Annotated in this window: 30 protein-coding genes; 3 read left to right on the plus strand and 27 right to left on the minus strand. The window is 63.5% G+C overall.

The window, feature by feature from the left end:
* From QZ079_RS01500 to QZ079_RS01510, 3 genes are all read right to left on the minus strand, one after another.
* A partial coding sequence (locus QZ079_RS01500; RefSeq protein ID WP_297034166.1) for a glycosyltransferase occupies nucleotides 1-211 on the minus strand: 211 nt, incomplete at its 3' end.
* Nucleotides 212-346: 135 nt separating this feature from the next.
* Nucleotides 347-1,561, minus strand: a complete 1,215-nt coding sequence (tyrS, locus tag QZ079_RS01505) for a tyrosine--tRNA ligase (protein ID WP_297034169.1) — start codon at nucleotides 1,559-1,561, stop codon at nucleotides 347-349.
* Between the two features lie 233 nt (nucleotides 1,562-1,794).
* Nucleotides 1,795-3,504, minus strand: a complete 1,710-nt coding sequence (locus QZ079_RS01510) for a hypothetical protein (protein ID WP_297034171.1) — start codon at nucleotides 3,502-3,504, stop codon at nucleotides 1,795-1,797.
* Between the two features lie 222 nt (nucleotides 3,505-3,726).
* Here QZ079_RS01510 and QZ079_RS01515 point away from each other — a divergent pair, with 222 nt between their 5' ends.
* Nucleotides 3,727-5,895: a transglycosylase domain-containing protein gene (locus tag QZ079_RS01515; RefSeq protein ID WP_291290225.1), complete on the plus strand. Its 2,169-nt coding sequence runs from the start codon at nucleotides 3,727-3,729 to the stop codon at nucleotides 5,893-5,895.
* Nucleotides 5,896-6,073: 178 nt separating this feature from the next.
* Here QZ079_RS01515 and QZ079_RS01520 read toward each other — a convergent pair whose 3' ends face one another.
* The 24 genes from QZ079_RS01520 to QZ079_RS01635 form a co-directional block, all read right to left on the minus strand.
* A complete protein-coding gene (locus QZ079_RS01520; protein WP_297034176.1) occupies nucleotides 6,074-6,511 on the minus strand; it encodes an arginine repressor in 438 nt (145 codons plus the stop codon).
* Between the two features lie 141 nt (nucleotides 6,512-6,652).
* Nucleotides 6,653-7,723 carry a glycosyltransferase family A protein gene (locus QZ079_RS01525; RefSeq protein WP_297034178.1) on the minus strand — a complete coding sequence of 357 codons (1,071 nt, stop codon included), beginning with the start codon at nucleotides 7,721-7,723 and terminating at the stop codon, nucleotides 6,653-6,655.
* Between the two features lie 158 nt (nucleotides 7,724-7,881).
* Nucleotides 7,882-8,706, minus strand: coding sequence for a tRNA pseudouridine(38-40) synthase TruA (gene truA, locus QZ079_RS01530; RefSeq protein WP_291288697.1), 825 nt, complete (start codon nucleotides 8,704-8,706; stop codon nucleotides 7,882-7,884).
* 25 nt (nucleotides 8,707-8,731) lie between these two features.
* The gene (locus QZ079_RS01535) at nucleotides 8,732-11,299 is read right to left on the minus strand and encodes an ATP-binding cassette domain-containing protein (RefSeq protein WP_297034183.1); all 2,568 of its coding nucleotides are present in this window, start codon (nucleotides 11,297-11,299) and stop codon (nucleotides 8,732-8,734) included.
* Nucleotides 11,300-11,381: 82 nt separating this feature from the next.
* The gene (rplQ, locus tag QZ079_RS01540) at nucleotides 11,382-11,855 is read right to left on the minus strand and encodes a 50S ribosomal protein L17 (RefSeq protein ID WP_297034187.1); all 474 of its coding nucleotides are present in this window, start codon (nucleotides 11,853-11,855) and stop codon (nucleotides 11,382-11,384) included.
* A gap of 30 nt (nucleotides 11,856-11,885) precedes the next feature.
* Nucleotides 11,886-12,830: a DNA-directed RNA polymerase subunit alpha gene (locus QZ079_RS01545; RefSeq protein ID WP_297034190.1), complete on the minus strand. Its 945-nt coding sequence runs from the start codon at nucleotides 12,828-12,830 to the stop codon at nucleotides 11,886-11,888.
* A gap of 34 nt (nucleotides 12,831-12,864) precedes the next feature.
* Complete coding sequence (gene rpsD, locus QZ079_RS01550; protein WP_291288701.1) at nucleotides 12,865-13,461, minus strand: 30S ribosomal protein S4; 597 nt, start codon at nucleotides 13,459-13,461, stop codon at nucleotides 12,865-12,867.
* A gap of 21 nt (nucleotides 13,462-13,482) precedes the next feature.
* Nucleotides 13,483-13,890 (minus strand): 30S ribosomal protein S11, encoded by a 408-nt coding sequence (rpsK, locus tag QZ079_RS01555; RefSeq protein ID WP_291288702.1) that lies wholly within the window; start codon nucleotides 13,888-13,890, stop codon nucleotides 13,483-13,485.
* 14 nt (nucleotides 13,891-13,904) lie between these two features.
* A complete protein-coding gene (gene rpsM / locus QZ079_RS01560) occupies nucleotides 13,905-14,279 on the minus strand; it encodes a 30S ribosomal protein S13 (protein WP_019239621.1) in 375 nt (124 codons plus the stop codon).
* Nucleotides 14,280-14,294: 15 nt separating this feature from the next.
* A complete protein-coding gene (rpmJ, locus tag QZ079_RS01565) occupies nucleotides 14,295-14,408 on the minus strand; it encodes a 50S ribosomal protein L36 (RefSeq protein ID WP_006363204.1) in 114 nt (37 codons plus the stop codon).
* 142 nt (nucleotides 14,409-14,550) lie between these two features.
* Nucleotides 14,551-14,769 carry a translation initiation factor IF-1 gene (infA, locus tag QZ079_RS01570; protein WP_019127912.1) on the minus strand — a complete coding sequence of 73 codons (219 nt, stop codon included), beginning with the start codon at nucleotides 14,767-14,769 and terminating at the stop codon, nucleotides 14,551-14,553.
* Nucleotides 14,770-15,168: 399 nt separating this feature from the next.
* Nucleotides 15,169-15,957 carry a type I methionyl aminopeptidase gene (map, locus tag QZ079_RS01575; protein ID WP_297034201.1) on the minus strand — a complete coding sequence of 263 codons (789 nt, stop codon included), beginning with the start codon at nucleotides 15,955-15,957 and terminating at the stop codon, nucleotides 15,169-15,171.
* Complete coding sequence (locus QZ079_RS01580) at nucleotides 15,954-16,580, minus strand: adenylate kinase (RefSeq protein ID WP_291289584.1); 627 nt, start codon at nucleotides 16,578-16,580, stop codon at nucleotides 15,954-15,956. Before QZ079_RS01580 ends, map begins: the two co-directional genes overlap by 4 nt.
* Before the next feature lie 68 nt (nucleotides 16,581-16,648).
* Nucleotides 16,649-17,917: a preprotein translocase subunit SecY gene (gene secY / locus QZ079_RS01585; protein ID WP_291290223.1), complete on the minus strand. Its 1,269-nt coding sequence runs from the start codon at nucleotides 17,915-17,917 to the stop codon at nucleotides 16,649-16,651.
* The gene (gene rplO, locus QZ079_RS01590) at nucleotides 17,911-18,360 is read right to left on the minus strand and encodes a 50S ribosomal protein L15 (RefSeq protein ID WP_297034206.1); all 450 of its coding nucleotides are present in this window, start codon (nucleotides 18,358-18,360) and stop codon (nucleotides 17,911-17,913) included. Before rplO ends, secY begins: the two co-directional genes overlap by 7 nt.
* A gap of 2 nt (nucleotides 18,361-18,362) precedes the next feature.
* Complete coding sequence (gene rpmD / locus QZ079_RS01595) at nucleotides 18,363-18,545, minus strand: 50S ribosomal protein L30 (protein WP_019239626.1); 183 nt, start codon at nucleotides 18,543-18,545, stop codon at nucleotides 18,363-18,365.
* A gap of 2 nt (nucleotides 18,546-18,547) precedes the next feature.
* On the minus strand, nucleotides 18,548-19,078 hold the full coding sequence (gene rpsE / locus QZ079_RS01600) for a 30S ribosomal protein S5 (protein ID WP_297034210.1): 531 nt from the start codon (nucleotides 19,076-19,078) through the stop codon (nucleotides 18,548-18,550).
* Nucleotides 19,079-19,089: 11 nt separating this feature from the next.
* Complete coding sequence (rplR, locus tag QZ079_RS01605; protein ID WP_291289588.1) at nucleotides 19,090-19,452, minus strand: 50S ribosomal protein L18; 363 nt, start codon at nucleotides 19,450-19,452, stop codon at nucleotides 19,090-19,092.
* 66 nt (nucleotides 19,453-19,518) lie between these two features.
* Nucleotides 19,519-20,055, minus strand: a complete 537-nt coding sequence (gene rplF / locus QZ079_RS01610; protein ID WP_297034213.1) for a 50S ribosomal protein L6 — start codon at nucleotides 20,053-20,055, stop codon at nucleotides 19,519-19,521.
* A 32-nt stretch (nucleotides 20,056-20,087) separates the two neighbouring features.
* On the minus strand, nucleotides 20,088-20,486 hold the full coding sequence (gene rpsH / locus QZ079_RS01615) for a 30S ribosomal protein S8 (protein WP_291289590.1): 399 nt from the start codon (nucleotides 20,484-20,486) through the stop codon (nucleotides 20,088-20,090).
* A gap of 119 nt (nucleotides 20,487-20,605) precedes the next feature.
* Nucleotides 20,606-20,791 (minus strand): type Z 30S ribosomal protein S14, encoded by a 186-nt coding sequence (locus QZ079_RS01620; RefSeq protein ID WP_291289591.1) that lies wholly within the window; start codon nucleotides 20,789-20,791, stop codon nucleotides 20,606-20,608.
* 79 nt (nucleotides 20,792-20,870) lie between these two features.
* Nucleotides 20,871-21,428, minus strand: coding sequence for a 50S ribosomal protein L5 (gene rplE / locus QZ079_RS01625; protein WP_291290220.1), 558 nt, complete (start codon nucleotides 21,426-21,428; stop codon nucleotides 20,871-20,873).
* Between the two features lie 318 nt (nucleotides 21,429-21,746).
* On the minus strand, nucleotides 21,747-22,745 hold the full coding sequence (locus tag QZ079_RS01630; protein ID WP_297034215.1) for a dipeptidase: 999 nt from the start codon (nucleotides 22,743-22,745) through the stop codon (nucleotides 21,747-21,749).
* Nucleotides 22,746-22,771: 26 nt separating this feature from the next.
* Nucleotides 22,772-23,986 (minus strand): MalY/PatB family protein, encoded by a 1,215-nt coding sequence (locus tag QZ079_RS01635; protein ID WP_297034217.1) that lies wholly within the window; start codon nucleotides 23,984-23,986, stop codon nucleotides 22,772-22,774.
* A 109-nt stretch (nucleotides 23,987-24,095) separates the two neighbouring features.
* Here QZ079_RS01635 and QZ079_RS01640 point away from each other — a divergent pair, with 109 nt between their 5' ends.
* Together QZ079_RS01640 and QZ079_RS01645 are read left to right on the plus strand one after the other, a co-directional pair.
* Nucleotides 24,096-24,602: an L-2-amino-thiazoline-4-carboxylic acid hydrolase gene (locus QZ079_RS01640; protein ID WP_297034219.1), complete on the plus strand. Its 507-nt coding sequence runs from the start codon at nucleotides 24,096-24,098 to the stop codon at nucleotides 24,600-24,602.
* A 119-nt stretch (nucleotides 24,603-24,721) separates the two neighbouring features.
* Nucleotides 24,722-26,047, plus strand: a 1,326-nt coding sequence (locus QZ079_RS01645) for a peptidase U32 family protein (protein WP_297034222.1), incomplete at its 3' end; no start/stop codon positions are given.

Here is a 26,047-nt window from a genome sequence, read left to right on the forward strand (position 1 = left end):
TCGCCTGCTTGATGAGCGACCAGGTCGCATCGCGGCTTCCGTCGTTCACGAAGAGCACGCGGCTCTGCGGCGCAACAATCTCACGTTCCACCAGGCTCGCAAGCTTCGCGGCAAGACGACGGCATGTCTCGGGGAGGACTTCCTCCTCGTTATAGCAGGGCACGACAATCGCCAGGCGCCCCGCCGCATTGTTCGTCGCATCCTCTGCCATAGTCGAATCCCCCCCCTATATCTCGAATCAGCAGCAAAATCGGTTCTGCGCCGCATGGGACAGAGCAGGTGGATGGAACCAGCCCTGAGCCATGCGCCAAGCCGGGTTGAAACGAACCCGGCACCAAACAACCCCCTATACGAGGCGCGCGAACTTGCGCTTGCCCACCTGCAGCACCGCGCCCGCATGGAGCAGCGACGGATCCACGTTATAGCTCTTCGGAGCCACCGGCTGCTGGTCGATCTTCACGCCACCGCCGTCGATGAGGCGACGAGCCTCGCCTGCGGAGGGCGCGAGCCCGGCTTCCTTGAGCACGCCGGCGAGATAGACGAGCCCCTCCGCGTTCGGCGTGAGGTCTACCGTCACCTCGGCGATGTCCTCAGGCAGCTCGTCCTGCTTGAAGACGCGGTCGAACGCGGCCTTCGCCTCCTCGCCTGCACCGGCACCGTGGTAGGCGTCCACGATGTTCACCGCGAGCGCGCGCTTGAGCTCGTACGGGTCGGCCGAGCCGTCGGCGAGCGCGGCGTCGATCGCATCGACCTCGTCCACGGAAAGCGTGGAAGCGAGGCGATAGTACTTGCCGATCATCTCGTCGGGGATGGACATGATCTTGCCGAAGGCATCGGCCGGCTCGTCGGTGAGACCCACGTAGTTGCCATAGGACTTCGACATCTTGCGCACGCCGTCCGTACCTTCGAGCAGCGGCATGGTGAGTGCGACCTGCGGCTCCATGCCCATCTTATCCATGAGCTCGCGGCCGGCGAGCAGGTTGAAGAGCTGGTCGGTACCGCCCATCTCCACGTCCGCTTTGATCACCGTCGAGTCGTACGCCTGCATCACGGGATAGAGGAACTCGTGGAGCGCAATGGGCGTCTGCGACTGGTAGCGCTTCGTGAAGTCGTCGCGCTCCAAGATGCGCGCGACGGTGAACTTGCTGCAGAGTTCGAGCATACCCTTCAAGTCGAGCGAGAGGATCCAGTCGCCGTTGTGGACGATGGTCGTCTTCTCGGGGTCGAGGATCTTCATGGCCTGCGACACGTAGGTGGCGGCGTTCGCCTCGACCTCCTCCTGCGTGAGCTGCGGGCGCGTGGTGTTCTTGCCAGACGGATCGCCGATCATCGCCGTGCCGTTGCCGATGATGAGCGTCACCTTGTGGCCAAGATCCTGGAACTGGCGCATCTTGCGCAGCGGAACTGCGTGACCCAAGTGCAGGTCGGGGCTCGTGGGATCGACGCCGAGCTTGATGTTGAGCGGCACGCCGCGCTCGAGCTTCTTGCGAAGATCCGTCTCCGGCACGATCTGCGCCGCGCCCGAGGTAATGACGCGCATCTGTTCATCGACTGGGAGCATAGCTCACCCTCCTGGATATCCCTAGCACCCTCGCCCACGCGGGCGGTGCTCTGTTCACAGTAACTAACTAGTGTAGCCGAGTTTGCCCGTCCGCGCCCCTACTTTGAGGCGTCACTTTGGGGACGGGTACGTTTGTGTCGTTTTTGACACAAAGATACCCGTCCCCAAAATGTCGAAAACGACACAAACGTACCCGTCCCCAAAGTGACGCCTCCCAAAGTGACAACGCGGTGCTAGCCAAGGGTGCTGTGGTAGCCGATGACGGAGTCCTTGCCGTACCACTGGGCGAGTCGGAAGTTGATGTAGTTATCCATATTGTCGTGGACGTCGCCCATGAAGAGCACCTTCGGCCCCACCGTGTAATAGGCGACGTACACATCCGCTTCCTCGCTCGTCTCAAGCTGCGCAAGCCGTGCGCGCACCTGTTCGTCGTACTCCTGCGCCTCACCCGAGACCAGCGAACTCGCAGCCGAAAGCGATACGAGGTCATCACGATGCCGCTCGTCGATCGCAAGTGCACCGACAGCCGCAACGAGCACGAGCAGGCCGCAGCCGAGATATACCGCGGCCGCACGCCGATACGCGATCCCCGTGTCCCGTTCACGCTGTAGGCGATGTGCCGGAACGCCCACGGGTGCCAACGAAACCTCGCCGATCCCGGGATGGCGCCGAGCCGCACACGCGGGCAGCACCCCAGCGCGCTCCGCGCGGCGCACAAGCCAGCCCACGAGCCAGCCCACGCACAGGAACACCGCGAGCACGAAGTAGTCGTAGCGTATGTTTTGCACACGGCCCGGCCCCACGTACCCCATGGAGAAAAACGTGGGCGTGAAACTTGCCATGAACAGCAGGAGCACCGCGAGCGCGGGAACGGCAGGCAACGCAAACGAGCATGTCGAGCGCCGCGCGATACGCACGAACACCGGAACGAGCAGCGCGAGAAAGAGCACCATGAAGCCGTTCATCCACAGCACCGCGTACTCGAATCCGGCAAACCCGCTGCGCAGAAGCGTCATCACCACACCGAGGTTATCGCCCGGGAATTGGCTCGCCTGGCGCGCGGCGTTGCCCGGCGCGGCCATCGAGCAGGCAAACCCAACGGCGAGAACGATGAGCGCTGGCACCAGAAGCCACGCCGAGCGCCGCCTGCGCGCAAGCGCCGCCACCACGGTAGCCGCGAGCGCCACGACTGCGACAAGCCCCGTCACGTAGTTTCCGCCGCCGATCACGAACGCGAGCAACACGAGCGCGGAGGCCCGGGCGGCGGTCCCCGCACCGCTCAGAGCCCCACGGTGCGTCCGCCCACGCAGAAGGCGCACGGAAAGCCCCGCACCGACAAGCAGAAGCGCATGGTAGAAGGTGTAATAGATAGCCGAGTTATACCACCAGATGCCCTCGACGGGGCTCGGCAGCAGCTGCGTTTGGAGCAATAGCGCGGCAAGCGTCACGCACAGCCACTCCGCGCGACCAGCGCCGCACACATCGCGCACGACGATCGCCGCCGCGTATCCCGTAGCGAGCACGAGCGCCACCATGATGCCCACGGCGCCGAGCCCGTACAGCCCCTCCCCGAACACACCCGGCTGCAGCGCCATGAGCACAATGGCGGAATACGTGCCCTGCCACGAATCGTAGGTATCGATCGCCTCTTCCACCGCAGCAGAAATGACGCCGACCGCGCCCTCGCCCGCTTCGAGCGCCGCATGGGCGTCGACCCCGTAATGCCAGTCGTCGGCATAGCTGTGGTCGTAGCGGGAGATGGCGAGCATGGGTGCGAGCGCAAGGGCAAAGAGCAGGGCGAGCACGAGCGCGAGCGCGCAGACGGGATCGAGCGCGCGCAGCCGTTCGCGCACGCCGCGCCGCGAAGCCTTCGATCCATCCATCACCTCGGGAACATCCCCCGTATCGTCCTGCGCGAACGCGTGTTCAACGTTTTCGCTCATGGCAACCTTTCATGCAGCCCCGCGCCCCGCGGGCACCCATCGACCCCAATCGCCATCCGCATACACAACGCGCCGTATGCAGGCGGTCTGGAATTTGGCACTAATAAGAATACCTAATACTCCAAACGGCTTTGTTGCGGTACTGTGGTGAAGTGTATGTATGACGAACATTTGTCGGCGCATGCCGCGCGTCGACAGGTCGCAGAATACCAGGAGGTCGACATGGGTCCTCGTCAGCGGAATCGCCATCTTCGTGCGAAAACGCATATCGCACCCATCATCATCGGTTCGTTCTTCGGCTTCATGCTCCTCGCGAGCGTCGCCTTCGGTGTCGGCATGATCGGCGTCGTGGACACATGGCTCCAGGACCTGCCCGACTACACCGATACCGACTTGTACCTCTCGAGCGAGCCCACCACGATCCTCGACGCCGAAGGCAACGAAATCGCGAGCTTCTACACGCAGAACCGCACCACGGTCACGCTCGACCAGATCTCGGACTACGTGATCGACGGCACCGTCGCCACCGAGGACGAGCGCTTCTACGAGCACGGCGGCTTCGACCTCGTGGGCATCATGCGCGCCGCATGGGTGCAGCTCACGGGCGGCTCCGAGGGTGCCTCGACCATCACCCAGCAGCTCGTGCGCAACACGATCCTCTCGGACGAGCAGTTCGACGTGACGCTCCAACGCAAGGTTCGCGAAATCTACCTCGCCGTGAAGATGGAAGAGATCTACTCCAAAGATGAGATCTTGAACATGTACCTCAACGCCATCTACTACGGCCACGGCGCCTACGGCATCGAGGCGGCGTCAAACGTCTACTTCTCCAAGAGCGCCTCCGACCTCACGCTCGCCGAGGCGGCGCTGCTCGTGGGTCTGCCGAACGCACCCTCGCAGTACGACCCCACAGTCAACCCCGACTACGCCCTCCAGCGCCGCAACACGGTGCTCGACCGCATGCTCAGCAACGGCTATATCTCCCAGGAGGAGCATGACGCAGCCCAAGCGGAGCCCATCGAGCTCAAGCTCTCCGAGACCTCCGGCACGGGCGTCGACATCTACGCCTACCCCTACTTCGTCGACTACGTGCGCGACCTCCTCTCAAACGAGTTCGACTACAACCAGATCTTCTCGGGCGGCCTCACGGTGAAGACCACCATCCAGCCCGATGTGCAGCAGGCTGCCGAAACCGCGGTCGTCGAGCGCCTTGAGGAAGTCGATGCCGACGACGACCTCCAAGCGGGCATGACCGTCATCGACAACGACACCGGCTACATCGTGGGCATGGTGGGCGGCCGCGACTACTACGCCGACGATCAACACACCAACCATGCCATCACGCAGCGCCAAACGGGTTCCTCGTTCAAAGCGTTCACGCTTGCCACGGCAATCGACCAGGGCATGAACCCGAACATCATCATCAACTGCACCTCACCGCAGACCTTCGACAACGGCACGTACCGCGTGCAGAACATCGGCAACGCGCAGTACGGGTACATCTCGCTCGCCCGCGCGACCGAGCTCTCGTCGAACACCGGCTACGTGCGCGTCGCCAAGGCGGTGGGCGTACAGAACGTCATCGACATGTGCCACCAGCTGGGCATCGAGAACGAGATGAACCCCTACTCCTCCCTCACGCTCGGCACCGAGGAACTCTCCACCCTGCAGATGGCGGAAGCGTTCTCGACGTTCGCCTCCGGCGGCCTCCATCGCGATGCCGTAGCCATCACCGAGATCTTGAACCGCGATGGCGAAGTCATCTACCAGCACGAGGACGACCCCGAGCGCGTGCTCGAGACCGGCGAGGCCATGGTGGTGACAGACATCCTTGAAGGCGTCATCTCCCGGGGTACCGCCACCACGGCGCAACTCTCCGTGAACCAGCCCTTCGCGGGCAAGACAGGCACGACCGAGAACTACGGCGACCTGTGGTTCTGCGGATACACGCCGCAGTATTCGGTCGCGGTGTGGACGGGCTACACCTCGGGCGGTACGAACACCGTCCGTATCTGGGGTCGCGCGGCATCGACGAGCGACCTGCCCCAGCCCATCGCGCGCAACTTCTTCAACGCGATCCTCGAGGGTGTGCCGCGCGAGGAGTTCCCCACGGGAGAGACGCCCGCGTACCGCGATAACTCCTACTGGGAGGTAGACGGCGAGAAGCTCGATGGCAGCACCGAGGCGGAGACCCCGGAGAGCACCGAGACGCCCGAGACCGAGGAGACACCCGAAACGACCACGCCCGAGTCGCCCACGCCTTCGACCCCGCCCTCGCAAGAGTCGCCGGATACCGACCCGAACCCGGATCCGAGTCCGAGCCCGGATCCCGACCCGGATACCGATCCGGTTCCCGACCCGAGTCCGATTACCCCAGACGGTGAGGGATAGGCCACGGGCATCGGCCTATCCCGCGCCGAATCCACGCACCGGCAGCATGAGCGCCCGGGCATCGCAAGACCTGCGGTGTCCGGGCGCTTTCATACCAACAATCGCCCTCGGGATGCCCCACCGAACCAAGGGGCGATCCCGAGGGCGATTGTCATAGCATGACTTCGCGATGCGAACGCTAGCGCTGCGCCCCACAAAGCTTCGAGATGAGCGCTTCGAAACGCTCGCCGTCCTCTTCAGTTCGAGCGATGACGAGAATCGTATCGTTGCCGGCGAGCGACCCAAGCACCGCGGGCAGCTCGGCTGCGTCGATGGCGGCGGCGATACCAGAAGCGGTGCCAGGCTGCGCCTTCACGAGCACCTGATTGCCGGTGCGCACAACCTCGACGACGAGCTCGGAGACCATGCGCTGCAGATGCAGATCCTCAGCGAGCACGTAGATGCCCTCGGGCAGCTTGCGGAGGCCCATATCGGCAATATCGCGTGAGATCGTCGCCTGTGTGCAATCGAACCCATAAGCTTTAAGCTCATCGACGAGCATGCGCTGCGTGCGCACGTTCTTATTTCGAACGATCTCGCGAATCGCCTCTTGCCGGCTGCTGCGCTTCTTAGCCATATCGCCCATCCTTCACAGAGACGTGGTTATGCATATCGCTAGTTTACAGAAATCTGCGGCAGGCCCTCATTTTGTAATCATTTGGAAGCATAGCCCAGGCACAATATGAGAATTTTTGTGGGAAAACCACGGGATGCCGCATTATGCCAGCGCGACGAGATCGGCTCCACCGTGCGCGATGGGCAAACGCGATATACGGGCAAGTTGTGCGAAGCGAGCGCTCAAGCAGCAGCCCGCGACATTTTTGCGAACGATGGATGCATACATGAACCCGAACTCGCGGCTTGTCTCGCCCAAAACTTCAATCGAGGCACGCGTACTCGGCGCCTCGACGATATCGCGCACGCGCTCCGAGCGCTCGATCGACGAGATGCCCCGCATCGAGCACACCTGCTCGATGCTCGCGATGACCTGGCGCATATGCAGCTGATGGATGGCGCGCATAAGCTCGCAGTCATGCTCGCGGTGCCACGCGCGCGCCAGTTCCAGCATGCGCTCATGGTCGCGCTCGCGCTCCTGGTAAGTCGTCGCCTCCGCCGCCTGCCCCGCCTCGCCGAGAGCGGCGTGGTAGAGCGCGTCCTCGACGCAGCCGGCGCGCTCGACGCCCTCGATATAGGACATGAGGAAGGCCGTCTGGCTTCCCTGCAGGCTCATGCGGAGCCCCAGCTCGTCGATACGGTCGCGATCGAAGAGCTTCGCCTTGAGGAATCCAAGCACGCCCTCGCACACGAACAGCGACGTCTCGTCGCGAAACGCAGCGGCGGAATCCGTGGGCTCGACGGAAAATCGTAGGACATGCGAGGCGCGCTCACCGGCACCAACCTGCTCGTCGAGCGAGAGCGCCATGATGGCAAGCTGCAGATCGTGCGCCTCGACCGCCTCGGCGAGCTTGGCGAGCGATCCCGGGGCAAGCCAGTCATCCTGAGCCATCGGTAGCACGTACCTGCCGCGCGCGGCCGCGATCGCAGCATCAAAGGATTGGGCGAAGTCGCTGGAATCGTTTTCCACCACATCGACGCGAATATCGCGCTCGGCGATGGTTCGGCATATGGAGCGCGTGCGATCATGCGAGGCGCGGTCGCTCACCACGACCTGGATGTCATCGAAATCCTGGTTGAGCACGCTCTCGAGGGCGCGGACGATATGTGCCTCGGCATCGCGCACAACAAGGACGACCGTTGCAAACGGTCTCCGCACGGCACGGCGTACCACGTCCGCCTCCTCTCGCCTTCGGAACGCTTCGTTCTTCCACCATGGTAGCACCGGCGCTCTACCCCAGATTTCCAAGGGTTCACCTGCACGTCTTGTTCAAATGTTCTGCACGTTCCCAGCACAAGACGGGGCCTTCGCGAGGCAGGCAGCCTCGCGTGCTAGATGGAAAGCGGGGTGAGGAGGCCGTCCGGATACGCGACGCCTGCAAACACGAGGCCGTCTGCCGGTGCCGTGGGACCTGCAGCAGCGCGGTCGCACGCGGCGAGCGCTTCCGCGACCCACGATTCATCGCGGCGATGCGAGCCCACCTCAACAAGCGTGCCCACGATGGTGCGCACCATCGAATGCAGGAAGGCGTTGCCCGTGATGGTGAACGAGAGCACGTCCTCACCGAGCTCGCAACCTCGTTCAAAACCGACGCTCATGACGTTCCGGCAGGTCGGCTTACCTTCTGCGGAAGACGCTTTGCAGAAGCTCTTGAAATCGTGCTCGCCCACAAGGCATGCAGCAGCGCGCGCCATGGCGGCGTCATCGAGCGGATAGCGCAGCCACCACACACGGTCGCGCGTAAGCACGGGGCGGTTCGGGCGATCTGCTATACGGTAGACATACGTCCGCGCAAGCGCGTCGAAGCGCGCGGAGAAGCCCTCCGGCGCGTGAAAGACCTCTTGCACGGCAATGCTGCGCGGTAAGAGCGCGTCCATGGCACGCAGCCAGCGCCTCGCCGCGATGTCGAGCTCCTCGTCCCGTGCGGAAAAGCTCACGTACTGGCTGAGCGCATGGACGCCGGCATCGGTGCGCCCGGCGCAGGTGAGCTCCACCTCACGGCGCAAAAAGGTCTCCAGCGCGCTCCTGAGCTCACCTGCCACGGTGCGCACGCCCGTCTGCGGTTGCTCTGCGAACCCGCTGTATTGCCCACCTGCATAGGCGAGCCTGAGCACGATGGTCGCCTGAGGGGTACCCGCCTGCTCGAGCTGTTCCATATCATGCCCCTTCATATCGAGGTTGCTACCAAACCAGCGATGCCACGATGAGCACCACCATAGCGCATATCCCTGCTACAAGCACGCACGCGTCGCGCGCTGCGAGCGCGCGCGGCCGGGCGCGCCGCACTTCGGGCTCGAAGCAGCGGGCATCCATGGACTGCGCGATGCGATCAGCTCGCCGAAAAAGCCCCACGACGAGCGGCGTGATGACGAACGCCCATGCCCGCACGCGTCGCATCACACCGCCGCCCTCGAAGTCGACGCCGCGCGCTGCCTGCGCACGCCGGATGCGTTCGGCCTCACTCGATACAAGCGGAATGAACCTGAGTGCCATCGAGAGCGTGAGCCCGATATCACCCACGGGAACGCCGACGGTCGCGAGCGGCGACATGAGGCGGACAAAGGCATCGGCAAGCTGGGTGGGCGTGGTCGAAGCGCTCACCGAGAGCGCGAGCAGCACAAGGGCGACGATGCGTGCGATCGCCGTAACGGCGCGCACCGCACCGGCCGGGCTGAAACCAAAGGGTGCTGCCACCATGACCTCGGCCGTGCCGTCGAGCGAGATGAAGTTCACCGCGACGACGATGGCGAAGAGCACAAGCATGGGCTTCAGGGAATGCAGCGTCGCGCCTGCATGCATCCCGGAAAGGCGCGCGACGGCGAGCGCACAAAGGAGCCACACCGCAAGCGCCCAGGGAGCACCGGAGGCGAAGACGGCGATGGTCGCAGCCAAAAGGAGAATGACCTTCACGCGCGCATCGAGCGTGGCAAGCGGCGTGGAGGCCGGCGCGCTCTCCCGTACGGGCGTGGCGACGCTCGGCGCTCGCGCTGCCGATGTCCTGGGCAGCACAGCCGCCGCGTCTTCGGCCGTTCCTTCACGTGGAGCCCGCAGAAGCTCCTTGCACGCCCGAGCAAGCTCATACGACTCTGGCGGATCGATTCCCGCACGCTCAAAGGCGGAAAGATCCTCTTCGAGACTCGCGGGATCGCCCTCCCAGACGATAGACCCCGCGCGCATGAGCGCAACCCGGTCGCACGTATCCAACCATTCCTCGAGGTCGTGGCTGATGACGATAATCGGCATACCAGAGGCAGCGAGGTTGCGCACCAGGCGATGTAGCGCGCTCCTACCCGGTGCATCGAGCCCAGCGGTTGGTTCATCGAGCACGAGCGCGCGCGGAGCGGCCGTGAGGATGCTCGCGAGCGCGACGCGACGCGCCTGCCCTCCTGAAAGAGCGAAGGGATCGCGCTCGAGGAGCTCCTCGATACCCAGGAGGCCGGCAGCACGTGCAACTTCTTCCTGCACGCGCGCCTCATCAAAGTCGAGGTTTCGCGGAGCGAAGGCGAGCTCTGCCCCAACCGTTTCCAAAAAGAGCTGATCCTCCGGATCCTGGAACGCGATCGCTACCCTGCCGGGCGCAGGTGCCTCCCCGTTGACCACGATTGTCCCCGCCTGAACATCGACCAACCCCGCAACAGCGCAGGCGAGGGTCGTCTTTCCCGCCCCCGACGCTCCCGCAACAAGGGTCACGCTGCCCGCGGGGACGGCAAGCGAAACGTCGTGCAGCACCTCTGAGCCGCCACGCGAGACGCACGCCCGTGCAATGGGTATTCCCGTTTGCCCCTTTGCGAAAGCGTTAGTATCCCGCGCAGTGCGAGACCCCGCGGAAGGCTCGGCGCCCGATTCCCCGCTACGTGTATGCATAGCCTGAACGAGAGCGCGAAGCGTCTCCGCACCCGCGCCGTCCGCGTCGCACTCTTCAGCGAGCCACGAGATGAGCGCATGCGGCTCGACACCCTGTTTCATGTCGTAACCACCCGCGCAGGCGGCACGCAGGGCGTCCACATAGGCAGCATGGGGCGATACGTCTGCAAGGCGATGGTCTTCGAGCGCTAGGAGCTCGATAGGCGTCGCTTCCCACGCGATGCGCCCGTCACGCAGGCAGTACACGCGATCGCACATGAGTGCCTCGAGCGGATCGTGCGTGATGAGCGCCACGCCCGCCCCCGAGCGGGCGACCCTCTGCACGAGCGCGCGGAACGACCCCCGTGCCGATGAGTCGAGTTGCGAGGTCGGCTCGTCGAGCACCAGATAGGCGGGCTCCATCGCGAGCACGGACGCGAACGCGAGCCGCTGCTGCTCGCCGCCGGAAAGCTCCGCTATGGCACGGTCCTCGAAGCCCGTGAGCCCCGCCGCCGCCAGCGCACGTTGGGTGCGGTCGTTGATCTTTAGCTCGTCGAGGCCGAGGTTTTCCAACCCGAAGGCGACCTCGTCCGCAGCGACGGTCGATATGATCTGGTCGGCGGGTGCCTGGCCAAGACGGCCAACGAGACGCCGAATGCGGCGCTGTCCGTCTGCGGTGGCGCTCGTTATGCCGTCTACGCTCACAAGCCCCTCATCGGGCGCCTGAGCGCCGCACATAAGACGAGCGAGCGTGGATTTGCCTGAACCGTTCAGGCCGACAAAGCCCACAAGCTCGCCCGGAGCGATTCGACAGCACACGCGATCGAGGGCATAGCGAGGCGCGGTCGCCCGCCCCGTGCCTTCTGCATCGATTAACCGTACCGTTGCATTGCGAACCTGGAGCACGCGCCTGCACCTCCCCCATATCACCTACGAAAAAAGGCCCCACCACAGGGCAGGGCCTTTCAACATGCACGATGACGCGAGCTTACTCGGCGTCCTTCTCCTCGGCGGGTGCCTCCTCCTCGGCCTCCTCGACCTTCTTCGGCGCGACCGGCTTCACGGGCGCGGCAGCAGCCTTCTTGACCTTGGGAGTGCAAGGCTCGGACACGATCTCGATGATGACCATCCGAGCGTTGTCGCCCTTGCGGGGACCGAGCTTCATGATGCGGGTGTAACCACCGTTGCGATCAGCCCACATGCCCTGCGCGGCCTTGTCGAAGATCTCGGCCACGAGATCCTTATCGCCGAGCTTGGCGATAGCAAGGCGGCGAGAGTGCAGGTCGCCCTTCTTGGCCCACGTGATGATGGGCTCGGCGAAGCTGCGGAGCGCCTTCGCACGGGTTTCGGTGGTCTTGATGCGGTCATAGGTGAACAGCGCCTGGGCAAGGCTCTTCTTCATGGCCTTGGTGTGGCTCGCATCGGTACCGAGCTTCAGGCCCTTCTTCTTGTTGTGACGCATGGTCTCGTTTCTCCTCTATATGCTGGCCACTTAAGCCTTCAGGCTCAGGCCCATCGACTCAAGCTTGTCCTTGACTTCCTCGATCGACTTCACGCCGAAGTTGCGGATGTTCAGAAGATCGTTCTCGGAGAACTCCACAAGCTGACGCACGGAGTGGATGCTCGCGCGCTTCAAGCAGTTGTAGGAGCGAACCGAGAGATCGAGATCCTCGATCTGCTTGTCGAGCTCGGCGTTGTCGTTCGTAACCTCGGGGGCGAAGATCGAAGCCTCCTCCTCGACCTCGGGGGTCTCGGCGAGGTTCATGAACGCGGCCATGTGCTGGTTGATGATGTTCGCAGCCTGCACCACGGCTTCGCGCGGCGTGATGGCGCCGTTGGTCTCGATCTCGAGCACAAGGCGGTCGTAGTCGGTGTGCTGGCCGACGCGGCAAGCCTCGACGAGCTTGGCGCAGCGGCGCACCGGCGAGAAGAGCGAGTCCACGTGGATGTAGCCGATCGGGTCGTTATCGCGCTTGTTGCCCTCGTAGGACACATAGCCGCGGCCGTGACCGATACGCATGCTCATCGTGAGATGACCGCCCTCGTTGAGGGTCGCGATATGCTGCTCGGGGTTGACGAGCTCGAACTCAGACGGGATGAAGAAATCCGCGCCGGTGACCTCGCACGGGCCATCGATCGAGATGGTCGCGGTACCCTCGTCGGCAGACATCCCGTTGGCACGGAACACCAGACCCTTCACGTTGAGGACGATGTCGGTGACATCCTCCACCATGTTCGGGATGGTCATGAACTCGTGCTGGACGCCATCGATCTTGATCGCCTCGACGGCAGCACCCTCGAGCGAGGACAGCAGTACGCGACGAAGCGAGTTGCCGAGGGTGTCGCCGTAGCCGCGCTCGAGCGGCTCGGCAGACACACGCGCCGACGTCTCGTTGATCTCTTCGACCTGAACCTGAGGCCTAATGAATTCTGACATGTATTAACCTCCAGCCTCAGCAGCCCAAATTGGACTACTTCGAGTAGAGCTCGACGATGAGCTGCTCTTGGATATCGGTGCTGATCTGCTCACGCGCGGGCAGCGAGAGCACGTTACCAGAGAGCTTCTCGATATCGACCTCGAGCCAGCCGGGCACCTCGAAGCGCTCGGACTGGATGAGAGCCTCCTTGATGGGGAGGAGGTCACGGTACTTCTCGCCCACGGCGATGACGTCGCCGGGCTTGACGAGGTAGCTGGGGATGTCGACACGGCGGCCATTCACCGTGAAGTGGCCGTGCGTAACCGTCTGACGGGCCTCGCGACGGGTGCGGGCGAAGCCGAGGCGGAACACGACGTTGTCGAGACGGCTCTCGAGGAGCACCATGAGGTTCTCGCCGGTGATGCCGTTCATCTTGCGTGCACGCTCGTAGTAGCGGCGGAACTGCTTCTCGAGCACGCCGTAGATGAACTTCGCCTTCTGCTTCTCGCGCAGCTGCATGCCGTACTCAGATTCCTTGCGACGGCGGCGGGGCTGACGCTTCGATTCCTTCTTGCTGCTATAGCCGAGCTCAACGGGATCGATCCCGAGCTGGCGGCAGCGCTTAAGAACAGGAGTCCTGTCGATTGCCATGGTAATGCGATCCTTTCGATATTACACGCGGCGACGCTTCTTGGGGCGGCAGCCGTTGTGCGGGATGGGGGTCTTGTCCTGGATGCTCGTGACCTCGAGGCCAGCGGCCTGCAGCGAGCGGATGGCGGTCTCGCGGCCGGAGCCCGGGCCCTTCACGAACACGGCGACCTTGTGCATCCCGTGCTCCATGGCGGCCTTGGCGCAGGCCTCGGCAGCCATCTGGGCAGCGAACGGGGTGCTCTTACGCGAACCCTTGAAGCCCACCTGGCCAGCCGACTTCCAGGCAATGACGTTGCCCTGCGGATCGGTGATCGAGATGATCGTGTTGTTGAAGGTGGAGCGGATGTGAGCCTGCCCCACGGAGATGTTCTTGCGGTCGGCGCGCTTCACACGAGTAACGGCGCCGCGCTTGTTCTTTGCAGTAGCCATTGGTTAAGCGCTCCCTACTTCTTCTTCTTGGCACCGATCTGACGCTTCGGACCCTTGCGGGTGCGAGCGTTGGTGTGCGTGCGCTGGCCGCGGACCGGAAGGCCCTTGCGGTGGCGCAGGCCACGGTAGCAACCGATGTCCATAAGGCGCTTAACGTTCTGGTTACGCTCACGACGCAGGTCACCCTCGATCATGAGGTGCTGCTCGTCGATGTACTTGCGGATGACGTCGACCTCTTCGTCGGTGAGATCCTTAACGCGGGTATCCGGGTTGATGTTGGTCTCGGCGCAGATCTTAGACGCCGTGGTGCGGCCGATGCCGTAAATGTAGGTCAAACCGATCTCGATGCGCTTCTCGCGCGGCAGATCGACACCACTGATACGGGCCAATGTAGTTCTCCTCTCTTAACCCTGACGCTGCTTGTGGCGCGGATTCTCGCAGATGACGAGGACCTTTCCGTGGCGCCTGATGATCTTGCACTTATCGCACATCTTCTTGACCGAAGGACGTACCTTCATCGTTCTTCCTTTCGGTAGTGCTCAAACTACAAACCTACTATCTACTCGTCCAGCCGCAGACGTGAATTACCAAGGCTGGTTGCGCACACGCACGGTTGAGCATGCCGAACGCTGCGCGGGGCGACCCGCCCCAGGGCGCTGCCTACTTATAGCGATAGGTGATGCGTCCGCGGGTGAGGTCGTAGGGCGAAAGCTCGACAACGACCTTGTCACCGGGAAGGATGCGGATATAGTTCATGCGGATCTTGCCCGAGATGGAGCAGAGCACCGTATGACCGTTACCCAGATCGACACGGAACATCGCGTTGGGCAGCGGCTCGGTGACCGTACCCTCGAGTTCGATTGCGTCTTCCTTCTTCACAAGCACATCTTTCTCTCGAATGATGACAGCAGCGACTTATGATACAACAACTTCTGTGTCGTTCATGTGTTTTTCACATCGATCCTACACCGTTCGCGGAGTCGGACATACCCTCCCGTGCTCAGACAGCGCTGACGCGAACTGCGCGCGGGAGGGTATGTCCGACTCCGCGAACGGAACATCCGGCTCGAGTTCAGCGCTGGCATGTCCCAAAATGCACCTGTCCCTTTTTGGGACAAGCATGTCCCAAAAAGGGACAGGTGCATTTTGGGACATGCCTGAACTAGAAGGCTGGGCGGGCTCCCGTATATCGTTCCGCGCGCAGTTCGCGCAGCGCTGTTTGAGCACGGAATGATATACGGGAGGCCGCCCAGCCCCCTTACAGGTTGAGCGTTCTCGTTACATGACCCCGCCCTGCAGCGAGCACCACGCACCTTGCGCGTCGGCGGTGAGGATCACCGGGCCGTCATTTGTGATGGCGATGGTGTTTTCATAGTGGGCGGCAGGCAGATGGTCGTTCGTCGTGACGATCCAGCCGTCGGCACCCGTGCTCACTCGGTGCGTACCGAGGGTAATCATGGGCTCGATGGCGATAACCATGCCAGCCTCGAGGAGCACGCCGCGCCCCTTCTTGCCGTAGTTGGGTACGTTGGGCTCCTCGTGCATCACGCGACCGACGCCGTGGCCGACGTACTCGCGGAGCACGCCGTAGCCATGGCTTTCGGCAAGCGACTGAATCGCGTGCCCGATGTCGCCGATGCGATTACCGGGCACCGCCTGCTCGATGCCCGCGACCAGGCAGTCGCGCGTCACCTCGCAGAGTGCCTGCACCTCGGGCGCGGGGGTGCCAACGTAAAACGTCCAAGCGTTGTCGCCCACCCAGCCATCGACGATAGCACCCGTGTCGATGGAGATGATGTCGCCATCGCGCAAGATCACGTCGGGGTTGGGAATGCCGTGAACCACGGCGTCGTTCAGCGAAGCGCAGATCGAGCCAGGAAAGCCGCCATAGCCCTTGAACGCGGGCGTGCCGCCATGCATGCGGATAATCTGCTCGGCCAGCTGGTCGAGCTCGAAGGTGGAGACGCCGGGACGCACCATTGCCCCAACGTGGCGGAGCGCCATCTTAGACAGCGCTCCAGCCTTCTTCATCTCTTCGATTTCTAGAGGAGACTTGATCTTGATCATAGACCAAGCGCTTCCTTGACGTCCGCATAGACCTCGTCGATCGAGCGCGCGCCATCAACAGCCTTGAGCAGACCCTGGCCACGGTAGTACTCAACGAGCGGGCTCGTGGACTTCTCGTACACGTCGAGACGGTTCTGGATCGTCTCGGGCTTGTCATCGTCGCGCTGGTACATCTCGCCACCGCAGGTGGGGCACACGGTATCGCTCGCGGTACCGGTGTACCCGCAGGCACGGCAGGTACGGCGCGCAGAAAGGCGCTCGATGATGACCGCGGGCGCGACGTCGATAAGAAGGGCGGCGTCGATGGAGCGACCGAGCGAAGAGAGCTCGGAATCGAGCGTCACGGCCTGCACGGTGTTGCGCGGAAAGCCGTCCAAGATGAAGCCCTTCTGCGCGTCATCGGCGGCAAGGCGCTCCTTCACCAGATCGATGACGAGCTGGTCGGGCACGAGCTCGCCGGCATCCATATATTTCTTAGCCTGGACACCGAGCTCGGTGCCACCCTTCACAGCGGCGCGGAGCAGGTCGCCCGTGGAGATGTGTGCCACGCCGTAATCGGCGACGAGCTTCTGGGCCATGGTGCCCTTACCGGCACCGGGCGCTCCCAAGAGAACGATATTCATAGGAGGTCTCCTTTCCCGTCTTACGAGTGAAAGCCCCCGCGCATGCGCGCGAAGGCTTTCGCAGACCCTTACTTGAAGAACCCGTCGTAGTTGTAGGTCTTCAACTGACCCTCGAGCTTATCGACGGTATCGAGCACCACGCCAACCATGATGAGCACCGAGGTGCCACCGAACGATTGGATGAGCTGGTTGCCCGTCGCCGCGAAGACGATCGAAGGCACAATGGCGATGAGCGCGAGGAACACGGCGCTTGGAAGGGTGATCTTGTTGAGCGCGTTCTTGATGTAGGCAGCCGTCGCACGGCCGGGGCGGACACCGGGGATGAAGCCGCCCTGGCGCTTAAGCTGGTCGGCCGTCTCATCCGGATTGAACACCATGGAGGTGTAGAAGTACGCGAAGAACACGATGAGGATCACGTTGAGGATCCAGTTGATCCAACCCGCGGAGAGCGCGTTGGCCACAGCCATCACCCAGTCAACGCCAGGGAAGAACACCGCGAGCTGCGCCGGAAGGTACAGCAGGGCGCTCGCGAAGATGATCGGTACGACGCCAGCGGTGTTCACCTTGATGGGAAGGTAGGTGGACTGGCCTCCCATGATGCGGCGACCCACTACGCGCTTGGCATAACTCACCGGGATACGGCGCTGGCCACGCTCAAGGAACACGATGAACGGAATCACCACGAGCACGACCACGACGGCGACCACCGTCACGACAATGCCCATGACGTCACCCTCGAGCGAGGCGAAGATCGCCTGCGGAAGGCCGGACATGATGTTCGCGAAGATGATGAGCGACATGCCGTTGCCAATACCGCGCTGGGTGATGAGCTCGCCGATCCACATGATGAGCATAGAGCCCGCGGTAAGCGTGCCCACGACCATGATGTCGAAGATGATCTCGGGAGCATCGGCGTTCGCGAAGCTGATGCCGTAGCTCTTGAACAGGAACAGGTAACCGATCGCGTTCAGGATGGAAAGGCCGAGCGTGAGGTAGCGAGAATACTGGGTGATCTTCTGCTGGCCGACCTCGCCCTCACGGGCAAGCTCGTGCAGGCTCGGAATCACGCTCTGGAGGAGCTGCATGATGATGGAGCTCGTGATGTAGGGCATGATGCCGAGCGAGAACACCGACACATAGCTCAGCGCGCCGCCGGAAAACAACGTCAGCAACCCCATAGCGCCCTCGGTGGGGAAAAGGCCCGTCATCCCCTGGAAGGGGACGCCGGGCACAGGAACGTGTGCACCGAGACGGTACAGCACGAGCATCGCTATGGTGAAGAGAATCTTATCCCGAAGGTCCTTGACCCGGAACGCGTTCTTCAGGCCATTTAGCACGGGAGTTCGACCGACCCTCCGGCCGCCTCGATCTTAGCCTTGGCAGCGGCAGAAACCTTGTCCACGCGAACAGTGAACTTCTTGCTGGTCTCGCCCTCAGCAAGAACCTTGACGGGCTGGAACTCCTTCTTGATGATGCCAGCAGCCTTGAGCGCGGCACCGTCGATCACCGCGCCGTCCTCGAACTTCTCGTCGAGACGGGCGATGTTCACAGGCGCGAACTCGATGCGGCGCGGGTTGCGGAAACCCGGAAGCTTGGGCAGGCGCATCGCGAGCGGGATCTGACCACCCTCGAAGCCCGAGCCCTTGCCGCCGCCGGAACGGGAAAGCTGACCCTTCTGGCCGCGACCCGCCGTGGTGCCGTGACCAGAGGAGTTGCCGCGACCGATGCGCTTGCGGCGATGCGTCGACCCCTCCTGCGGGGTGAGATCATGAAGCTGCATTGCTACTCCTCTACAATCTCAACAAGGTGCTTGACCTTGAAGATCATTCCGCGGACAGATGCGTTGTCGGGAAGCTCGTGAACACGGTTGATCTTCCCGAGGCCGAGGGCCTTGATGGTCCTGACCTGGTCCTGCTTGGCACCGTTGGTGCTGCGGACCTGCTTGACCTTGATGGTATCTGCCATGTTTAGCGCTCCTTCTTGCCAACGAACATCTCGGAGACGGTGAGGCCGCGGCGGGCAGCGACGTCCTCGGGGCTCGAGAGTTCCTTCAGGCCCTCGGCAGCGGCCTTGATGATGTTGAGGCCGTTGTCGGTGCCGAGCGACTTGGACAGGACGTTCTTGATGCCGGCAAGCTCGAAGAGGGGGCGCACCACGCCACCGGCGATGACGCCGGTACCCTCGACAGCGGGCTTGATGATGATGCGGCCGGCACCGAAGTGACCGATGACCTCGTGCGGAATGGTGCCCTCTTCGGTCACCGGCACGTGGAACATGTGCTTCTTGGCATCGAGCGACGCCTTGGAGATGGCCAGCGGCACCTCGGCAGACTTGCCCATGCCGAGGCCGACGTTGCCCTTGCCGTCGCCGACGACGACGAGCGCCACGAGCGACATGCGGCGACCGCCCTTGACGGTCTTGGCAACACGGTTGATGAAGACGACGCGCTCCTCGAACTCGGAGGCTTCGCGCTGCTTGTTGTCACGATTACGAGCCATGCTCTATCCTCCTAGAACTCGAGGCCGGCGGCACGGGCGCCGTCGGCGAGGGCCTTCACGCGGCCATGGTAGATACGACCGCCACGGTCGAAGCGGACAGCCTTGATGCCGGCCTCGATGGCGCGCTCGCCAACGAGCTTGCCGACCTTCTCGGCGGCCTCCTTGTTCGACGTGTGGGTGCCCTTGAACTCGGCCTCGAGCGTGGAGGCAGAGACGAGGGTGTGACCCTTGGTGTCGTCGATGATCGCAGCATAGATGTTGGCGTTCGTACGGGTCACGCGCAGGCGGGGACGCTCGGGCGTGCCGAAGATCTTGCCGCGGACGCGACGCTTACGGCGCGCAAGGCCTGCAGCTTTCGCTTTATTCTTGTCCATGTGAATCTCCTTGAGAATCCTTGCCCGTACCTAACGGGGTACGGGACTTGTTCCGGGCGGGGTGTGCTACTTGGCAGCCTTACCGAGCTTGCGACGGATGTGCTCGCCAACGTAGTGGATACCCTTGCCCTTGTAGGGCTCCGGCGGACGCTTGCCGCGAATCTCAGCCGCGACCTGGCCGACCTGCTGCTTGTTGATGCCTTTCACGTTGATGTGCGTGTTGTCGGGCACCTCAAAGGTGATGCCGTCAGGCGCGTCGTAGATGACGGGGTGCGAATAGCCGAGCGAGAGCTCGAGCGACGTGCCCTTGAGCTGGACACGGTAGCCAACGCCGGCGAGCTCGAGAGCCTTGGTATAGCCCTCGGACACGCCCGTCACCATGTTCTGGATGAGGGCACGGGTGAGGCCGTGGCGGGCACGGGTCTCACGCTCGTCGTCGGGACGGCTCACGGTGAGCACGCCCTCCTCGACGGAAACCTCGAGCTTCTGGTAGACGTCGAGCTCGAGCTGGCCCTTGGGGCCCTTGACGGTCACATGGGAGCCGTCGACTGCCACATCGACTCCGGCGGGAATCTGGACAGGCTTCTTACCGATACGAGACACGGTGTTCTCCTTCCTTCTACTCGCCTAATCGCTTACCAGACGTACGCGACGATCTCGCCGCCCACGCCCGCCTTGCGGCAGTCGCGGTCGGTCATGACGCCACTGGAGGTGGAAACGATGGCGGTACCAAGACCACCGCGGACGCGGGGAAGGTCGGCGACACCGGCGTACTTGCGCAGGCCCGGCTTCGAAATGCGACGAATGCCGGAGATGACCTTCTGCTTCTTGGGGCCGTACTTGAGGGTGATGTGGAGGGTCTTCTGAGGCACGGTATCCTCGACCGTGTAGTCCTCGATGTAGCCCTCCTCGTGAAGGACGCGCGCGATCTCGACGAGCTTCTTCGAGCTCGGCATGGAGACGGCGGCCTTGTTCGCAGCGTTCGCGTTACGAATACGCGTAAGCATATCTGCGATCGGGTCAGTGAGGTTCATGCAGATTCTCCTTCGTTCTAGATGAACTCGTGCGACCGGTCCTCGTCCACCCGTGGCGGACAAGCCTGCGTGCACGTTCTTCCCTGCCAGGGCTGCAAATCCCTAGCGCCGGCAGTGACTTACCAGCTGGCCTTCTTGATGCCGGGAAGCTCGCCGCGCAGCGCCAGCTCGCGGAAGCACACGCGGCACAGGCCGAACTTGCGGTAGACCGAATGCGGACGGCCGCAACGCTGGCAGCGGGTGTACTTGCGGGTCGAGAACTTCGGCTCGCGCTGCTGCTTGACGATCATCGATGTCTTAGCCACATTTCCTCCTTACGTAAGGTATCCATAGCCTCATGCGGCGGCAGGCACCGTGCCCGCCGCCGCAATCGCGAGGCAAAAACTACTTCTTGAACGGGAAGCCGAAGCCGTCGAGGAGGGCGCGGCCCTCTTCGTCGGTCGTCGCGGTGGTAACGATGGTGATGTCCATACCGCGCTGGCGGTCGACGGAGTCGAAGTCGATCTCCGGGAAGATGAGCTGCTCGGTCACGCCCATGGAGAAGTTACCACGGCCGTCGAAGCTCTTGGGATCGATACCACGGAAGTCGCGGATACGGGGAATCGCAACGGCGGTGAGGCGATCGAGGAACTCCCACATGCGGTCGCCGCGCAGGGTGACCTTGGCACCGATGGGCATACCGGCGCGCAGGCGGAAGGACGCGATGGACTTGCGGGCGCGGGTCACCATGGGCTGCTGGCCAGTGATGGCGCGGAGGTCGCGCACGGCACCGTCGATGGCCTTGGAATCGGTCGCGGCCTCGCCGACGCCCATGTTCACGACGATCTTCTCGATCTTCGGGATCATCATGACGTTCTTGTACTGGAACTTGTCCTGGAGCTGCTGACGCACCTCGTTCTGGTACTTGGTCTTCAGGCGCGGGACATACTTCTCTTCAGCCATGTTCACTCCTTTGGGGTTTTAAGCACGGGGCCTGGCCTCTGGAAACGGTCGCATCTCCGGGTTGTCCTCGTGCCTCCTGCCGAGCCGTGCGCGCTGGCTTCACGCGGCACGACGAATCACCGGCAGGAGCCAGCAATACGAGTCGGTATGATACGCGCTTGGCGGTCGAATTGCCAGAGAAACTTCGCAAATCCTGCTCAGCCTGCGGAAATCCATAATTCAACCCAGGTAAAATTACCCCAGGGGTTTTTAACGTTCGCCCTAGGGGCAATACCATCTCTCAGCGGCTGAAATCACGATAAGGCACGCTTAATCGAGCTACCAAGCGTGCTCAGCGAAGAACCGAAGCGCGTTGCCGCCACAGATGGCCTCGGTGATATCCCCGCCAAAGTGCTCTACGAGGCGCTCTTGAAACGCCCCGAGCTTCGACGCGTCCGCCAGGCACGACGGCGGCTCGCAACCGTCGAAGTCGCTACCGAGCGCCACGATGCGCTCGCCGCCCAGGTCGAGCCAGTGCTCGATGTGCGCCAGCACGTCATCATACGTGGGCTCGCGCCCCTCCTCCTCGTCGACGAGGAAGTCGTCGCAATAGTTGAGCCCCACGAGGCCGCCGCGGTCGCGGATCTCGCGGAACTGGTCGTCTGTGAGGTTGCGCGGGTGCCCGCAGATGGCGCGCGCATTCGAATGGCTCGCGACGAACGGGCGCTCTGCGATGCGCGCCACCTCGGCAAAACACGTATCGTTCAGGTGCGACACGTCGAGCACCATGCGCTCTTCCTCCATGAGGCGCACCGCCTCGCGCCCCGCCGGCGTGAGCCCCGCGTCCTCGACATCGTGCCCGCTCGCGAGCGGCCCCTGTGCGTTCCAGCTGAGCGATGCCATGCACACGCCGTCTTCAGCGCACCGATGGATCCAGGCAGGATCAGCCGCGAACAGCCGCGCATTCTCGATGGTCTTCACCACGCCGAGCTTGCCCGACGCGATCGCCGCCCGCGCGTCATCGGCGCTCCGCACAGCCACAATCGCATCCGGGTGCTTGGTCACCTGCGCATCGAGGTAGGCCGAGACGCTGCGCCACAGCTCCCCCGCCTGCTCTATGTCCATGGTATCGGGGATGAAACATGCGAAGCACTGGAGCCACGGCACCGTGCCGATAGCCTTCGCTGAGATGTGAAGCGCACTATCCACCAAACTCGAACCGCGCGCCGGCATGAGTTCCTCAGGAACTTCAAACGCCTCTTGCACCTCCATGGGAACGTCACGCAAGCAGAGCATCGACGCGGTATCGCAATGCAGGTCGAAAACGGGAAACGCCATGGAATGCCTCCTTGAGCGAGGAAATCCTACAGACCGAACACGTGCGCATCGAGCCGCGCGAACGCCTCCTCCACGCGCGCCGTGGGCAGCGCGAGGTTCATGCGGATATGGTGACTCCCGTGGAACGGGCGGCCGTCCTGCCAGGCCACGCCCACGCGCCACCCCGCACGCAGAAGCTCGTCCACCTCGCAACCATGCACCTCGCACCAACCCGTGCAGTCGAGGAACAACATATACGTACCCTGCGGCCGCACCACGCGCACGCCCGCGCCCGCATAGCGTTCCTCGATATGCGCGCAGGCGAAGTCCACGTTCGCCGCGATCACCTGGCAGAGTTCATCTACCCACACGCGGCCTTCGGGGCGATACGCTCCCATGAGCGCATACATGGAGAGCATGTTCATGCTGTTGTAGTGGCACTTCGACGCCTGCGCATCCACGCGATCACGCAGGTAGCTGTCATAGATGATGTGGTAGCTGCCCACGAGGCCGGCGAGGTTGAAGGTCTTGCTGGGGGCGTAGAGCGCCACGGTGCGCCGGCGCGCGTCATCGCTCACCGACTGCGTGGGCACATGCGCATGCCCCGGCAAAATGATGTCCGACCAGATCTCGTCGGACACCACGACGCAATCGTACTTCGCGTAGAGCTCCATAGCGCACTCGACCTCGGCGCGCTCCCACACGCGACCGCAGGGGTTGTGCGGCGAGCAGAACACAGCTGCATGGATCTTGTTCTCGACGAGTTTCCGCTCCATATCCTCGAAATCCATGCGCCACACGCCGGCTTTATCGAGCACGAGCGGCGAATGGACGATCTTGAAACCCGCGTTCTCAATCGAGCTCGTGAAGCCGATGTAGGTGGGACTGTGCACGAGCACCGCATCGCCCGGCGCCATGAAGGCCTGAAGCGTCGCCACTAGGCCGCCGAGCACGCCGTTCTCGTAGCCGATATGCTCGGGCTCGAGTTCCGTCACGCCGTTGCGGTCGCGCTGCCAGCCGATGATGGCCTGGTAGTATTCGGGTCGGGGCTCGAAGTAGCCGAAATGCGGCTGACGCACGCGTGCCTCGATGGCCTCTTGAATGGTGGGCAGCACGGGAAAGTTCATGTCGGCGACCCACATGGGGATGGCGTCGAACCCAGGGTCGGGCGCGCCGGGAACACCGGAATCGAGACCCAGCGCGTCGACGGCGATCGCATCCTGTCCGCGCCGGTCCATGATGGAGGTGAAATCGTAGGTCATAACATTCCCTTTCTCTGCAACGCGCGACGGCAATTCGCCCTATTCCCTCAACGTGAGACATGCATAATTGTAGGCATTGCGCCAAACGAAGCCAGTGAGGGAGGGCACCATGTCTGAACCTGCGAACCATGCGCAGTTTCGCGTCGAGGATGTTCCGCTCATCGTCCGCCGAGAAATCGAAGCGCTCGCCATCGCTCCCCTCTACGAGGCATTCGTCCGCGAGCTGGGACGCGAGCGCGCCGACGCCGTCATCGAGTCTGCCGTGGCGGAGATGGGGACGGCTGCGGGTGAGGCGCTCGCGGCCGAGGTCCCCGAGGGGACGCCCCCGCTCACCTACTATCGCGACGTCGCGGTTTCCCGGTTCTCGGCAGGCGACGCCATGGAATGGAGCCGTATCGAACTCGATGAGGAAGCGGGAACGCTCGCCATGGACGCCGTGCGGTGCGAGTTCGCCGAGATGTACCGACGCCTAGGGCTCGAGCACCTCGGCACCCTACTTTCCTGTCATCGCGACCCCTACCTGTTCCGCGGCCTCGATTCGAGCCTTGCGCTCACGCGCACCGAAACGCTTATGGAGGGCTGCAGCCGCTGCGATTTTCGCATTCAAAGTGTGTGACAATATGGTGCTTCGCATCGCAAGCTCTTGAGCTGTCGCGATGCGCTTATATTCGATGTAGAACCCCGTGTGCCGCAAAACCCCGGCACGCCTATCCACGCGCCGAAAGGAACGTCTCCATGCCCACCCGCTCTCCCGAGCTCCTCGCCCCTGCAGGCGGCCCCGCTCCCTTCGCTGCGGCCCTCGCCGCCGGCGCCGATGCCATCTATATGGGCATGGGCTCGTTCAACGCGCGTCGCAAGGCGGAGAACTTCACCTACGAGGCGTTCGAGGCCGCCTGCCGGACGGCGCATCTCGCCGGGGCGCGCGTGTACGTGACCCTCAACATCGTCATCAAAGACCGCGAGATGGCCGATGCCCTCGAGCTCGTGCGCCGCTGCTCGCGCTTGGGGGCGGACGCGTTCATCATCCAGGACTGGGGGCTCTTCGCCGAGGTCCGCCGCCTGATGCCGAGCATCGAGACGCATATCTCCACGCAGGCGAACATCCACGACGCGCGCGGGGTCGCCTGGTGCGAGGCCGCCGGCGCCGACCGCGTCACGCTCTCGCGCGAGCTCTCGATCGACGAGATCGCGGCCATCCACGAGGCCTGCCCTGCGATCGACCTCGAGGTGTTCGCACACGGCTCCATCTGCTTCAGCTATTCCGGCATCTGCCTGCTCTCGAGCTTCTGCCAGGCGGGCCGCTCGGCGAACCGCGGCATGTGCGCGCAGCCGTGCCGCCTCCCCTACGAGCTTTTGGACGAGGACGGGCGCGTGATCTCCGCCCCCGGTCGCGGGCGGCCGCTCTGCCCGCGCGACACCTGCACGACGGATCTGCTGCCGCGCCTGGTGGACACCGGAGCCGCCGCGCTCAAGCTCGAAGGCCGCATGAAGGCGGCAGATTACGTCTATGCCGTGACCGATGTATACCGCCGCGAACTCGACGACGCGCTTGCCGGCCGCGAGCCGGGGCGCGATGAGCGGGCGGGGCGGGCGCGGCAGCTCAAGCGCTGCTTCAATCGCGATTTCACCCATGCCTACCAGGACGGGCGCTCGGATGACGACATGATGAGCTACGAGCGGTCGAACAATCGCGGCGAGGTCGTGGGCAGCGTGGCCGGCTTCCGGGCGCACGATCCGCTCACCAAGGGCGAGCGCATGCGCGCCCAGATCAAAGGTCCGGCGGGCGTGGCCTCGCTTGCGCTCGATGCCCCCGTGGGCACCGGCGATCTGCTCGAGCTTCGCGACGACGCCGATCCCGATACGTTCCTCACCACGCTCGCGCGCCGCGACGCCGCGGCCGGCGAGCTTCTTGACGTCGAGGTACCGCGCCCGGTCGTCACCGGCTGGCGCGTGCGCGTCATTCGCAGCCAAGAGGCCATCGACCGCGCAGACGCCGTGCTCAAGCGCACGGTTCCCCGCAAGCGCGCCGTCGACGTACGGGTGCTGGCACGGCTGGGCGAG

The organism is uncultured Enorma sp., assembly GCA_905210055.1.
Lineage (GTDB): Bacteria > Actinomycetota > Coriobacteriia > Coriobacteriales > Coriobacteriaceae > Enorma.

Bases quoted from the DNA above. Each gene is read 5' to 3' on its own strand.
- tyrS (WP_297034169.1), bottom strand. From the start codon at position 1,561: ATGCTCCCAGTCGATGAACAGATGCGCGTCATTACCTCGGGCGCGGCG.
- QZ079_RS01510 (WP_297034171.1), bottom strand. From the start codon at position 3,504: ATGAGCGAAAACGTTGAACACGCGTTCGCGCAGGACGATACGGGGGAT.
- QZ079_RS01515 (WP_291290225.1), top strand. From the start codon at position 3,727: ATGGGTCCTCGTCAGCGGAATCGCCATCTTCGTGCGAAAACGCATATC.
- QZ079_RS01520 (WP_297034176.1), bottom strand. From the start codon at position 6,511: ATGGCTAAGAAGCGCAGCAGCCGGCAAGAGGCGATTCGCGAGATCGTT.
- truA (WP_291288697.1), bottom strand. From the start codon at position 8,706: ATGGAACAGCTCGAGCAGGCGGGTACCCCTCAGGCGACCATCGTGCTC.
- rplQ (WP_297034187.1), bottom strand. From the start codon at position 11,855: ATGCGTCACAACAAGAAGAAGGGCCTGAAGCTCGGTACCGATGCGAGC.
- QZ079_RS01545 (WP_297034190.1), bottom strand. From the start codon at position 12,830: ATGTCAGAATTCATTAGGCCTCAGGTTCAGGTCGAAGAGATCAACGAG.
- rpsD (WP_291288701.1), bottom strand. From the start codon at position 13,461: ATGGCAATCGACAGGACTCCTGTTCTTAAGCGCTGCCGCCAGCTCGGG.
- rpsK (WP_291288702.1), bottom strand. From the start codon at position 13,890: ATGGCTACTGCAAAGAACAAGCGCGGCGCCGTTACTCGTGTGAAGCGC.
- rpmJ (WP_006363204.1), bottom strand. From the start codon at position 14,408: ATGAAGGTACGTCCTTCGGTCAAGAAGATGTGCGATAAGTGCAAGATC.
- map (WP_297034201.1), bottom strand. From the start codon at position 15,957: ATGATCAAGATCAAGTCTCCTCTAGAAATCGAAGAGATGAAGAAGGCT.
- QZ079_RS01580 (WP_291289584.1), bottom strand. From the start codon at position 16,580: ATGAATATCGTTCTCTTGGGAGCGCCCGGTGCCGGTAAGGGCACCATG.
- rplO (WP_297034206.1), bottom strand. From the start codon at position 18,360: ATGCAGCTTCATGATCTCACCCCGCAGGAGGGGTCGACGCATCGCCGC.
- rpmD (WP_019239626.1), bottom strand. From the start codon at position 18,545: ATGGCAGATACCATCAAGGTCAAGCAGGTCCGCAGCACCAACGGTGCC.
- rpsE (WP_297034210.1), bottom strand. From the start codon at position 19,078: ATGGCTCGTAATCGTGACAACAAGCAGCGCGAAGCCTCCGAGTTCGAG.
- rplR (WP_291289588.1), bottom strand. From the start codon at position 19,452: ATGGACAAGAATAAAGCGAAAGCTGCAGGCCTTGCGCGCCGTAAGCGT.
- rpsH (WP_291289590.1), bottom strand. From the start codon at position 20,486: ATGAACCTCACTGACCCGATCGCAGATATGCTTACGCGTATTCGTAAC.
- rplE (WP_291290220.1), bottom strand. From the start codon at position 21,428: ATGGCTGAAGAGAAGTATGTCCCGCGCCTGAAGACCAAGTACCAGAAC.
- QZ079_RS01630 (WP_297034215.1), bottom strand. From the start codon at position 22,745: ATGGCGTTTCCCGTTTTCGACCTGCATTGCGATACCGCGTCGATGCTC.
- QZ079_RS01635 (WP_297034217.1), bottom strand. From the start codon at position 23,986: ATGACCTACGATTTCACCTCCATCATGGACCGGCGCGGACAGGATGCG.
- QZ079_RS01640 (WP_297034219.1), top strand. From the start codon at position 24,096: ATGTCTGAACCTGCGAACCATGCGCAGTTTCGCGTCGAGGATGTTCCG.